Origin of the sequence: Lysobacter avium (assembly GCF_015209745.1) — a bacterium.
Taxonomy (GTDB): Bacteria; Pseudomonadota; Gammaproteobacteria; order Xanthomonadales; family Xanthomonadaceae; genus Novilysobacter; species Novilysobacter avium.
In genome coordinates, this window is sequence record NZ_CP063657.1 from 1269690 (window position 1) to 1282890 (window position 13201).

Annotated in this window: 5 protein-coding genes; all 5 read left to right on the forward strand. The window is 68.1% G+C overall.

Annotated elements, in window-relative coordinates; genetic code table 11:
* Window positions 1–45 precede the first annotated feature (45 nt).
* The 5 genes from prpF to INQ42_RS05790 all read left to right on the forward strand — a co-directional run bounded on the left by prpF (window position 46) and on the right by INQ42_RS05790 (window position 13189).
* Window positions 46–1233: a 2-methylaconitate cis-trans isomerase PrpF gene (gene prpF / locus INQ42_RS05770; RefSeq protein ID WP_194035535.1), complete on the forward strand. Its 1188-nt coding sequence runs from the start codon at window positions 46–48 to the stop codon at window positions 1231–1233.
* 142 nt (window positions 1234–1375) lie between these two features.
* Window positions 1376–3502 (forward strand): M13 family metallopeptidase, encoded by a 2127-nt coding sequence (locus INQ42_RS05775; protein ID WP_228064455.1) that lies wholly within the window; start codon window positions 1376–1378, stop codon window positions 3500–3502.
* A gap of 437 nt (window positions 3503–3939) precedes the next feature.
* Entirely contained in the window at window positions 3940–7644 is a 3705-nt protein-coding gene (recC, locus tag INQ42_RS05780) for an exodeoxyribonuclease V subunit gamma (RefSeq protein WP_194035536.1), read from the forward strand.
* Window positions 7641–11252, forward strand: coding sequence for a UvrD-helicase domain-containing protein (locus INQ42_RS05785; protein ID WP_194035537.1), 3612 nt, complete (start codon window positions 7641–7643; stop codon window positions 11250–11252). The genes recC and INQ42_RS05785 overlap by 4 nt, the downstream gene beginning before the upstream one ends.
* Window positions 11249–13189 carry an AAA family ATPase gene (locus tag INQ42_RS05790; protein ID WP_194035538.1) on the forward strand — a complete coding sequence of 647 codons (1941 nt, stop codon included), beginning with the start codon at window positions 11249–11251 and terminating at the stop codon, window positions 13187–13189. The genes INQ42_RS05785 and INQ42_RS05790 overlap by 4 nt, the downstream gene beginning before the upstream one ends.
* Window positions 13190–13201: the final 12 nt, after the last annotated feature.

Here is a 13201-nt window from a genome sequence, read left to right on the forward strand (position 1 = left end):
CGCGGTCCGGTCATCCTCCTTCCTCGCCTGCAGCCGGAATCGTCCATGAGCCACAAGCCCCAGATCCGCATTCCTGCCACCTACATGCGTGGCGGCACTTCCAAAGGTGTGTTCTTCCGCCTTGACGACCTGCCGGAGGTCGCCCGTGTCCCGGGCGCGGCCCGCGACGCGTTGCTGTCGCGGGTGATCGGCAGTCCCGACCCCTACGGCAAGCAGACCGACGGCATGGGCGGGGCGACCTCCAGCACCAGCAAGACGGTGATCGTCAGCGCCAGCACGCGCCCGGATCACGATGTCGACTACCTGTTCGGCCAGGTCGCCATCGACAAGGCGTTCGTCGACTGGAGCGGCAACTGCGGCAACCTCACCGCGGCGGTCGGCTCGTTCGCGATCAGCAACGGGCTGGTGGACGCGGCGCGCGTACCAGGCGATGGCATCTGCACGGTGCGCATCTGGCAGGCCAATATCGGCAAAACCATCATCGCCCACGTGCCGATGACGGCGGGGCAGGTGCAGGAGACCGGCGACTTCGAGTTGGACGGGGTGACCTTCCCGGCGGCGGAGGTCGCGGTGGAGTTCCTCGATCCGGCCGATGACGGCGAAGAGGGCGGGGCGATGTTCCCCACCGGCAACGTCGTCGATGAGCTGGAGGTGCCCGGCGTCGGCACGTTCCCGGCCACGCTGATCAACGCCGGTATCCCGACCATCTTCATCAACGCCGACTCGATTGGCTACACCGGCACCGAGCTGCAGGACGCGGTCAACAGCGCCCCGAAGGCATTGGCCATGTTCGAGACCATCCGCGCTTACGGCGCGGTGCGTATGGGCCTGATCGCGCACATCGACGAGGCCGCGGGTCGGCAGCACACGCCCAAGGTCGCGATCGTCGCACCACCGGCCGCCTATACCGCGTCCAGCGGCAAAGCCATCGCCGCCGACGCCATTGACCTCAACGTTCGCGCCATGTCGATGGGCAAGCTGCACCACGCGATGATGGGCACTGCGGCGGTCGCCATTGGCACCGCGGCAGCGGTTCCCGGGACCCTGGTAAACCTTGCGGCGGGCGGCGGGGATCGGACGGCGGTGACCTTCGGCCATCCATCGGGAACGCTCCGCGTCGGCGCCGAAGCGGTGCAGGTGGACGGCAAGTGGCAGGTCACCAAGGCCATCATGAGCCGCAGCGCACGCGTGTTGATGGAGGGATGGGTGCGGGTGCCTGCCGACGCGTTCTGAGCGAGCTCCTGCCCAGCGGGCACTCCTCCAGGCTCACTCGACGGCTCGGGCCCCCAGCCTTTGGCACTGATGTTTGCGCGCCCCGTGGGTTAGAACGGGGCATGGCTTTTTGCATCATCTGAATTCATTTACGGAGATTTCCTTGAAAAATACCCTGCTTTTTGCGGCGACCGCGGTCGCCCTGACCCTGGGCGCGCCGCTGGCCGCCAACGCCACCGACCGCTGCCTTGACGCCAACTGCGACCTGCGCGCGCTGTATGCCGCGCCCGCCAACGCCGGTGGCAGCGCCGACACCGCGGCCGTCTCGGCGAGTCGTTTTGGTACCTGGGGCATCGACACCGATGGCATGAACACTGATCTGCGTCCGGGCGATGACTTCTTTGGTTACGTAAGCGGCAAGTGGGCGGAAGAGACCGAGATCCCGGCCGACAAGTCGATGTACGGCTCGTTCCTGGGCCTGCGCGACCTGTCCGAGAAGCGTGTGCACCAGTTGCTGGAAAGCTACCCCCAGGCCGATCCGGCCACCGGCGGCGACGCGGCCAAGCTGGCCGCCCTCTACCAGGGTTACCTGGACGAGAAGACCGTCGAGGCGCTCGACGACAAGCCGCTGCAGCCGTATCTGGACGCGATTCGCAACGCCAAGGACAAGGACGCGATTGCGCGCCTGATGGGCGAGAGCAGCGCCAGCCTGGGCCGCAGCTTCTTCGGCAGCTACGTCTCCGACGACCAGCGCAACCCCGACGTCTACACCCTGTACTTCAGCCAGTCCGGCCTCGGCCTGGGTGATCGCGAGATGTATCTGGGCGAGAAGTTCGCGCCGCAGCGCGAGCGCTATGTCCAATACATCGCACAGCTGCTGGAGCTGGGCGGCTGGGCCGATCCCAAGGCGAATGCCGACGCGATCATGAAGATGGAGACCGAGATCGCCAAAGCGCACTGGACGCGCGCGGAAAGCCGTGACCGCGACAAGACCTACAACCCGGTCGAACTGGACAAGCTCGACACCGTCGCCGCCGGCTTCCCGTGGCAGACCTACCTGACCGCCGCCGGCCTGGACTACGCGAGCGACGGCGTGATCCGCCAGGACACCGCGCTGCCGAAGATCGCGAAGATCTTTGCCGACAGCGATCTGGATACGCTGAAGGCCTGGCAGGCGTTCCACACCATCGACAATGCCGCACCGATGCTGTCGAGCCGGTTTGCCGACGCCGAGTTCGAGTTCCGCAGCAAGTTCCTGTCCGGCCAGCCCGAGCAGGCGGCACGCTGGAAACGGGCGGTGAGCTACACGTCCTCGGCGATGGGCGAGGCGATCGGGCGCGACTACGTCAAGCTGTACTTCCCCGCCGACGCCAAGGCCAAGATGGACGCGCTGGTCGCCAATGTGAAGGCCGCCATGGGTGCGCGTCTGGACCAGCTCGACTGGATGAGCCCGGCCACCAAGGCCGAAGCGCACTCCAAGCTCAAGGGCTTCGGGCTGAAGATCGGCCACCCCGACGAGTGGCGCGACTACAGCGATCTCAAGGTTGCCAAGGGTGATGTTCTCGGCAATGCCGTGCGCGCCGCGCAGTTCGAGTGGGACTACCGCCGCGTGCGCATCGGCAAGCCGGTCGACAAGGCGGAGTGGGGCATGACCCCGCACACCGTCAACGCCTACTACAACTCGGTCAAGAACGAGATCGTGTTCCCGGCCGCGATCCTGCAGCCACCGTTCTTTGATCCGGACGCCGATCCGGCGGTGAACTATGGCGGCATCGGCGGAGTGATCGGCCACGAGATCATCCACGGCTTCGACGACCAGGGCCGCAAGTCCGACGGCAGCGGCCTGCTTCGCGACTGGTGGACGTCGGAGGATGCGGCGAAGTTCGAGGCGCAGGCGGCCAAGCTCGGCGCGCAGTACGAGTCCTACGAGTTCCCGCAGTTGCCCGGCATGCACATCAACAGCAAGGTCGCGATGGGCGAGAACATCGGTGACCTGGGTGGTCTGACCATCGCGCTGGAAGCCTACCGGCGCTCGCTGGATGGGAAGGAAGCGCCGGTGATCGGTGGCTTTACCGGCGAGCAGCGCTTCTTCATGGGCTGGGCGCAGGTCTGGCGGACGCTGTGGCGCGACGATGCGCTGCGCCAGCAGCTGGTCAACGGCACGCACTCGCCGGGCCACATCCGCGCGTTCGCGCCGCTGCGCAATATCGATGCGTGGTACGACGCGTTTGACGTCAAGCAGGGCGATGCGCTGTGGATCGCACCCGAGGATCGCGTCCGCATCTGGTGATGCCAAACCGGCGATGCGTTGGTTACCGACGCATCGCTTGCATAAACCCGGGCTGCTACGTCGGTCCGGGTTTTTTCTTGTGCGATTCGCGTGCCGAGCGCCTCATCTGGGGGGGGTATTGGGTGAGCGGGGCGCCGGGGGTGAATGCCCTTGCCTGCGAATGTCCCCCGGCACCGGTGAAGCCGGTGCCTCCTTTATTTCGCCGTCAAGGGCATTCACCCCCGGCGTTCCAAGGTGGCGGCGGTTGTAAAAGCGCAAGGCCAGCCCAGGCGGGACCTGTATGCCTTCCGGGCGAAATAAAGGAGGAGGCGTCCGCCGCAGGCGGAGGCCGGGGGACATTCGCCGGGAAGGCATACAGGTCACGCCCGCCCACCCAGGTCTCAGCCGCTGCGACCGTCGGACGCTATCCTTCGAGCCTCATGACAGGGGGCGGTGCGGTGGCGTCAGTCGACAAGCGCGGACAGTTGCGGGAAGTGGAGGGGGCGGCGCAGACCACCGGTCTGGTGATCTACCGTGCCAGCCGGCTGGAAATGCTGCTCGGTCCGCTGCGCGAGTTGCTGGCGGTGACCCGCCCGGCCAATGTGCTCGCCCCGCAGACCATCATCGCCGCGCATCCGGGAATGAAGCAGTGGCTGAACGGCGCGCTGGCCCGCGCCTACGGACCGGGCGGGATCGTTGCCAACCTCGACATTCAGCTCCCGAGCACGTGGATCGGCAATCTGGCGGAGCGGCAGCTGGGCCAGCAGGCGGTGTCGCTGCCGCGTTACCAGCGCGAGCACCTGCGCTGGAACATCCATGAACTGCTCGGCCGCGACCTGGATGCAATCGGCGTCACCGATGTGCGCATCGCGTCCTACCTCCAGCCGGCGGACGCCGACGCGCGGCATGCCGGCGCGGACGTGGCGCGGCGCCGGTTTCAGCTCGCTGACCGCCTGGCGCGAATCTATTCCCAGTACGTGGTCTACCGACCCGACTGGCTCAACGCCTGGGAGCACGGACGCCTGGACGCAGTCACCGGTCAGGGCGGCGATCCGCGAATGGCGTCCACCGAGCAGCGGCTGTTGGCGCCGCTTTGGCGGCATCTGCGCGCGCAGCTGGGGCCGCACCGCGGCGACGTCGTCGCCACCCTCATCGACCGACTGCTGGACCGCAACGACGGTGGCGGTGATGCGCTGCATGTCTTTGGTGTCAGTCATCTGGCGCCGTCCGAGCTGGCGGTGATCCGCGCCGCGGCCCGCCACCGGCTGGTGGCGATGTACGTCCCCGATCCCTGTCGTGAGTACTGGGGTGGCCTGGGCAACACGGTGGCGGAGATCCAGCAGCGGCGCGACGCGGAACTGGCCGGGCTGGAAAGCGCCGGCGCGGGCGATTACTGGATCGAGCAGGACAATCCGCTGCTGGCCAGTTGGGGCCGGATGGGCCAGCACTTCATCATGGCGCTGGCCGATGGCAGCGACGACGTGCTGGCCGACGTGCGCCATCGGGCCGACGAGGAGGTCTCGTCGCCGGTCAACCGACTGCAGCGCGTGCAGGAGAGCATCCGCGCGTTGGCGCCGTTGCCCGAGGCGGTGGAGCTCCGGCAGCCAGCGGTCATCGAGTGTGAGATCGCCGACGCGTCGTTGCGGGTTCATGCCAGCCACACCCGCCTGCGTGAGCTCGAAATCCTCCGCGACCAGCTGCTCGACGCGATAGAAAGCACGGACCAGCACGGCGAGCCGATCCGTCCGGCGGACATCGTAGTGATGGCGCCGGACATCCGCTCCTATGTGCCGCTGATTCCCGCCGTGTTCGGTGTCGCCGGGCACGGCGGGGAGCGCCTGCCGTACCACCTGGCCGATGTTTCGGTGGCGCGCAGCCACTCGTTGTTTGGTGCGTTCCAGCGCCTGCTCGATCTGCCCGGCACCCGCGTCACCGCGCCCGAGGTGGTGGATCTGCTGGCCATCCCCGAGGTCGCCGGTCGCCTGGGTCTGGATGCTGGCGCGGTGGACGAGCTGAGCGGCTGGTTGCAGACGAGCCGCGTGGCGTGGGCGCTGGACCCGGCATTCCGCAGCCGCTTCGGCGTGCCGGCGATCGCCGAGCACACCTTCGGCTGGTCGATGGACCGGATGATGGCCGGCTATCTGATGGCGGACCGCGCCGATATCGAGCACCAACCATCGGTCGCCCTGCCGGGCGGCGTCGCCATTGCGCCGCTGACTGGCATCCACGGCCCGGCCGCCGCCCATCTGGGCGCGCTGGATCACCTGTTGCGCGAGATCCAGGCGCTTTGTGATCTCGCCGAGGAATCCCGTCCGCCGAGCGCCTGGGCGGCGGAGTTGGAGCGCCGATTCGAGGCGATGTTCCGGATCGACCTGATGGACGCCGACGCCCGCGACGCAAGGGCCGTGCTGCTGGGTTTCATCCGCACGCTGGCGACGGAAACCGCGAAAGCCGAGGTCGACCCCGAGCTGCACTTCAGCGTCGTCCGCGACCTGCTGGTCGAACGCCTCGCCGCTGCGCCGGAGCGGCAGCGCTTCCTGATGGGCGGCATCACCTTCTGCGGTATGGTTCCGCAGCGGGCGATCCCGTTCAAGGTGGTCGCCGTGCTCGGCCTGAACGACGGCGAGTTTCCGCGCAACAGCAGCGACGCCGGCCTGGACCTGATGGCGCGCTATCGGCGGCTCGGCGACCGTGACGTGCGCAGCGACGACCGCTACCTGTTCCTGGAAACCCTGATGTCGGCCCGCGAGCGGTTGCACCTGAGTTACCTGGGCGAAGGGGTGATGGACGGCAAGCCGAGAAACCCTGCGCAGCCGCTGTCGGAGCTCTTGGCGGTACTGGATGCATCCGCCGGCCTGGCCGCTGACGACACCGACACGCCGCGGCCGTGGATCATCCGTCATCCCCTGCAGCCCTTCGATGCCCGCTATTGCGACGGCAGCGACCCGCGCCTGTTCTCCTATCAACAGGAATTCGCCGCCATGCATGCCCAGGGCGTACAACCCGACGTCGCCCCGTTCCTCGATCGCGACGGCACCCGCGAGGTGGTTCTCGAGGGCCCGATTGCATTGCGGGAGGTACAGGCCTACTACCGCGACCCCGCCGCGCAGGTGCTGGGCCGGCGCATGCAGATCAGCCTGGACGCGCTGGTGGATGATCGCCTTCCCAGCGAGGAGCCGGTCGACCCCCGGTTTGGCGCGCTGGATTCGGTGCCACGGAAGCTGTTCTTCAACGATGCGCTGCCGGCCTGGCCGGATGGGCAGTGGCCGCCGGAACGTGCGCCGGACTGGCTGCGCCTGGGCGGCATCATGCCGCCGGGGAGGCCGGGCGTGCAGGCCTGGGAAGACTCCGCGGCGGCGGTGGCAAAACTGCTCGAACGGCTGGCCGATCTGCCGGCGTTCGAGCATGGCGTGCCGGCGCCGGTCAGCGTGGTGATTGATCAGCCCATCGGGGACGTCGCGCTGGTCGGTCAGGTTGCTCACGTGTACCGGCTCAGCCACGAGGGCCGCGAACACTGGCAGATGCTGCGCGCATTTCCCGGTCAGGGCGGCGCTTTGAAGGCGGAGAAGGATCTGGACTTCAAGGACCGCGTGCCGATGTTCATGGACTGGGCCTTGCTGCGCCTGCATACGGCGGGAGGGGGTGGGCGGATGCCGACGGTGCGTTTGGCGACCCTGGTCGACGACGAGATTCCAAGCTGGTCCGGCGCGCTGAACGCCTGGGACGAGGCCTTTGTGGAGGCAGCGCCGGAGGAACGATCGCAGCTGCTGAGCGATCTGCAGCGGCGGCTCTCGCGCTTGCTGCACTGGTGGCAGCAGGCGCAGGGCAGGCCACGCTGGTACTTTCCGAAAACCGCCTGGAAGGCGATCCAACCCACGGTCAGTCCGCGCAGCGGTGCCGGCGGGCAGGATGATCGCGAGCCAGCGCCCGCAAACGTCGAGAGTATCTGGGTGGCGACGCACGACGGCGGCACCGGCGAGCGCGATTACGCGCCCGGCTACAGCCGGCTGCTGGCCGGTGGCGTGGATTTCGCCGGCGGCAGCAACGAGCTGGCCGAACTGCACCGCTTTGCCTTGGCGCTTCACGAATGCATCGACATGGCATCGCCGCTGCGCCGCAACGCGACCGCCGACGAATCTGCTTGCATGGAGAAGCAGCAATGAACGAGACGGTTTGCGCGCACGCTCAGGCTGGCGCCCGGGACTGGCGCGACCTGGACCTGGCACCAGGCGGGCGCAGCCTGATCGAGGCCAGTGCCGGCACCGGCAAGACCTGGACCATTGCCGTTCTCTATCTGCGCCTGTTGCTCGAACAGGGCCGGTCGCCGCGACAGGTGGTGGTGACGACGTTCACCGAAGCCGCCGCACAGGAACTGCGCGAACGCTTGCGCGGCAAGCTGCGCTGGGCCGTGCAGCTCGCCGAATCCGCCGAGCCTGTCCCGGCCGACGCCGGCCCCGATGCATTGTGGCTGCACGAACGCTGGCAGCAGGACGCCGACGCACGATCCAGGGACCTGCAGGCGTTGCGCCTCGCACTGGCGGAGATGGACGCCGCCCCGATCAGCACCCTGCACAGCCTGTGTCGGAGGATCCTCGCCGACCACCCGTTCGCCTGTGGCGTGGCCTTCGTGATGGGCGACATGGTTGCCAGCGACGCCCTCCTGGACGAGGTGGCAGGCGACCTGTGGCGTCGTTTGCAGCAGGGGGACGACAGCGACCCGCTGGTGCTGCTCGCCGGACGCGCCGGTAACCTGACCCGCGACCGGCTGCGCAACGGGCTCAAGATCTGCCTCGGGCAGGGCGTGGCGGTCGGCGGCATGTCGTCCGCGGAAATCGAGGCGGCGCTTGACCCCGCGTGGATACCGAAGCTGGAGGAGATCGTCGCGGGCAGCGTCGACACGTTTGGCAGGAAAGCCGCGTTGCCGCGCGTGCTCGCTGAACTGCTCGAGCTGCTGAAGGACCATTCGCGGCTCCCTTCCGAAGACAGCTGCAAGCGACTGGCCGAGGCCTCGAAGCTGACTGGGCTGAAAAGAGCATTCGAAAGGGATCCCGAGCTTCTGGCCGCGGGCCAGTTTGCCGAAGCGTGCGTTCCCGCCATCCAGGGCCTGCGGATGAGCTTCTGGCGTGAGTTGGCAGCGGTGGCGCGCGGCGAGATCCAGTCGCGGCTCGCGGCCCGCCACCAGCTCACCTTCGATGCCTTGATCAGTACCGTCAGCGACGCGCTGCTACGCGAGGCGGACGGCGGCGGTGAACGCCCGCTGGCCGATGCGCTGCACGACGCCTGGCCGGTCGCGCTGGTGGACGAATTCCAGGACACCGATGCGCTGCAGTACGGCATCCTCGACGCGGTCTACCGCGATGCCGGTGGCGCCCCGCGCGGCCGGCTGGTGATGATTGGCGACCCCAAGCAGGCAATCTATTCCTTCCGCGGCGGGGACATCCATGCCTACCAGCGCGCGGCGGCCAGCGCCGGCGCCAGCGACCGGCTCACCTTGGACACCAACCACCGTTCCAGCGAGGCGCTGGTGGATGCCATCAACCAGTTCTACGCGGTGGCCGGAAACCGGCTGGGCGCGCTGGATGCAACGGAGATCCGCTGCAGTCCGGTCAAAGCCTCCAAACGCCGGAGCGCGACGCCCTACACTGTTGAAGGGGACCCTTGCGCCAAGCCGCTGGTAATCCACCACCAAACCCCGGCGGCGCCATCCCAGCCGGAGCGTCGCGCTCAAGCCCTGCGCGCCTGCGCGGACCAGATCGCGGGGATGTTGCAGTCGCGGGTCCACCGCATTGCCGGACGCCCTGTGGCGCCCTCGGATATCGCGGTACTGCTGCCGACGGCCAGGGACATCACCACCCTGCGCGACGAGCTTCGTGCGCGCGGCGTCCCCTGCGTCACCAGCACCCGTAGCAGCGTTTTTGCCACCGATATCGCCCGCGACCTGCAGACCGTCCTGTACGCCGTGGCCTATCCCGACGAGCTCGGCGCGCTGCGCGCCGCGGCCGCCACCCGGCTGTGGGGCACCAGCTTCAGCGAACTGCAGGAGTGGGGCGACGACGTACTGCGCTGGCAGGCGATGGCCGGGCAGTTCCGCCAATGGCATCTGGACTGGCAGCGTCGCGGCGTGCTGCATGTGGTCGAGCGGCTGATCACGCACATGGCACCGCTCTACCTGCAGACCCTGGCCGGCGAGCGCGCTTTGACCGACCTTCGCCACTTGGGCGAGCTGCTGCAGGCCCGGTCCGAGGAGGATCCGGGTTTCGAGGAATTGCTGGGCTGGCTGGCCGAATGCCGGGACGGCGAGGGCGACTCCGGCGATGACGCCGTTGAGGCAGCGCAGCTGCGGATCGAGTCCGACAGCGCGCGGGCTCGCCTGATGACCCTGCATGCCAGCAAAGGCCTGGAATTTCCGATCGTGTTCCTGCCGCTGATGTGGAACCACGGCGAAAAAACCGGTGGCGAGATGCATGTCCTCACCGATCCGCGCACCGGGGCCAGTCGTGTCGAGCGCTCGCCTGAGGCTGCTGCGACCAGGTTGCAGGAACTGCAGGACGAACGGTTCCGCGTGCTGTACGTGGCGCTGACCCGCGCCATTTATGCGTGCCACGTGTTCGCCCTGGACGTGGAGCGACCGGCGAGTGCAACGGCGAAGTCGCCACTGCAAGGCACCAAACGCAGCGCGCTGGATGTGATGCTGACGCGCCTGTCGTCACCGCTGGGCAGCACGGAACTGGAAGCCCAGGCCACGCGGGTCGAGTGGAGGCAGGGCTGGCTTCCGACGGAACGCCAGCATTATGTGCCCGACGCAACCAAGACGACGCGGCAACGCACCGCGCGCCCCATGCCGGCATGGCCGATCGGCCCGCTGCCGGGAAAGCACAGCTTCACCACGCTGACCCACGGCGAACAGCGCGAAGCGATCAATCCGGAGGCCGCTGCCGGGGACGAGACCGAGGCCACCACCGCGGCGGGCTCGAGCGCGGCGGTGCCCCAGCAGCTACCCGCCGCGCCACATCCCGAACTTCTCGCGCTGGCGGACGTCCGCGGCACGGATTTCGGCAACGCCGTCCACGCCGTATTCGAGTTCCGCAAAATTGGCGAGCCGATCACCGCCCAGCTTCCGCTGGTGGAGCGGTATCTGGGTGATTCCGGGGTGCGTCGCAAGGACCACGCGCAGTCGCCGCTGACCGAAACGCTCGCCCGGCGACTGCAGGGTGCTTTGGAGGCACCGCTGGGACTTCAGGGACATCCTGATCTTTCGCTCGCGGACCTGGCCGAAACCGACCTTCGTGCGGAGATGGGATTCCATTTCGCCCTCGATGCGGTCTCCATGGCGGACCTTCGCGAAGCGTGCGCGGCCCACGGAGAGCCGCATCTGGTGCCGACCAGCCAGCGGGTGCTGAGCGGCCTGATGAACGGCAAGATCGACTTGACATTCCACTGTAACGGAAGATTTTACGTCCTTGATTACAAAGGAAACTATCTGGGCGATTCCTTGGGGAACTACATGGGCAGCGCATTGCTTGAGCAGATGGACCGGAGCCGCTATCGCTTCCAGGCTTTGCTGTACACGCTCGCCGTGGACCGCTACCTGCGCCAGCGGCTTGGTGTGGGCTATGACCGGTCGCGACACCTGGGCGAATGCGTGTACCTGTTTGTCCGCGCGGCAGGGCTGGCACCGGGTGCCGGGATCTGGCGACACCGGTTTCCCGATCCGCTGCTGGACGCGGTCGGCAGCGTTCTGGGCGAAACGCGCACCCAGGTCGCCGCGTGAGCGCTCCAGCCACCTACCACTTCCGACGACCGGCGAACGAGCCGGCTCCGCCCGAGGTGTGGCGGATGCTGGATCACACCGTGGCGCGCTGGGTGAGGGCGCACGGTGGCTCCGCGGCGCTGGCGGAGTTGGCGGGTTGGGCCAGCCTGGCCGACGGCCACGGCGACAGCGCACTGCCGCTGCGTGGCGAGGCCGCCGGCCGCCATGGAATGCCGCCGCTGGAGGATGACGCCTTGGAGCAGGTCATGGCCGACCCGATGGTGACGGTGGTGACTGCCGGGTCCACGCAAGCCGCGCCGGCAGTCGCAGCCACGCCGTTCGTGGTCGATAGCGGGTATTTCTACCTGCTGCGCAACCACCTGCACGAGGGCGTCGTGGCGCGCCATGCCAATGCGCGTCGCGCAGGCGCCGGAACCGAGCCTGAGGGTCATCCGGCCGACATCGAGGTCCTGTTCCATGGGGACGGAAGCGGGCGCGTGGCTGCGCAGCGCGCCGCCGTGGCGCAGGTCCCGGGCAAACGCCTGTTTGTGCTTACCGGCGGGCCCGGCACCGGCAAGACCACGACCGTCCTGCGCATGCTGATGCTGCTGCTCAAGCGCCGCGCCGGATCAGGCGCCGCTCCGGCGGTCGTCCGTATCGGCGCGCCAACCGGCAAGGCGGCGCAGCGTCTATCGGAGTCGCTGCGCGACGGCGCCAGGCTGATGCGCGACGGCCCGACGCCGCTGCCCGAAGACTGGCACCCGTGGCTGGACGCATCGCTCAACGCGCCTGCCAGCACCTTGCACAGACTGCTGGGAAGCCGCGGACATGGCGGCGGGTTCGTGCACCACGCAGGAAATCCCGTGCCTGCCGACATCGTCATCGTCGACGAGGCCTCCATGGTCGACCTGGCGATGCTCCGCCATCTGTTGGAGGCATTGCGCGAGGATGCCGCCTTGATCCTCGTCGGCGATGCCGACCAGTTGACCTCGGTGGGTACCGGTTCGGTATTGCTGGATCTGGTCGGCGCGATGGAGGCAGCGGCCGATCCCGGTCTGGTCCGGCTCTCGCACAGCTTTCGCGCCGACCAGTCGCTGCTGCCACTCAATGAAGCGGTGCGCCTTGGTGACATCGACGCGTTCGAGCGCGCTGTCGCCGACGCGGGTGATCAGGTGCGGCGCGTACAGATCGGCGCCCCGCACGAGCTGGACGCCGCGTTGGCCAGCTGGGCCCGAAGCCTGGCCGATGGATTGCGCGCAGCGGGTGCGTTCTCGCCGCTGCCGCGCGGCGCTGACGGTGCACCGGACCAGTCCGCCGTCCTGACCGCTCTGGACGGTTTACGCGAACGGCAGCTGTTGTGCGCCTTGCGTGAAGGCGAATTCGGCGCCGAAGCGGCCAACCGCCACCTGGAGTCATCGGTTCGCGCCGCTTCATCGGGCGACGCGCTTTCCCTCACCCGGGGCGAGTGGTACCCCGGTCGCGCGGTGATGATCACCCGCAACGATTACACCGCCGGGCTGTTCAACGGCGATCTCGGCATCTGCCTGGAGGATGCTGACGGCGCGTTGGGGGTCTGGTTTGCGGTGACCGTCGCCGCGTCCGCAGCCAGCGCCGCGTCCGCAGGCAGCGTGATCGACGATGATGCCGGGGCGCCAGCGACCGAGCGCAGCCGCCGTGCGGTCTGCTTCGCGCCGGGCAGCCTGCCGGACCACCAGGGTGGATTTGCCATCACGATCCACAAGAGCCAGGGATCGGAGTACCGCGAAGTCGCCGTGCTGCTGCCACCTGATCCGGACAACCGGATCCTCTCCCGGCAGCTGCTCTACACCGGCATCTCGCGCGCCCGGCAAAAGGTGCAGCTATGGCAATCGGACGCAGTGCTCCGTCGCGCGATCTCAACTCCCGCGCGCCGCTCGAGCGGTCTGCGCGCCAGGCTGGATGCAAGCCAGTGGTCGTAACTCCGCGGGCGT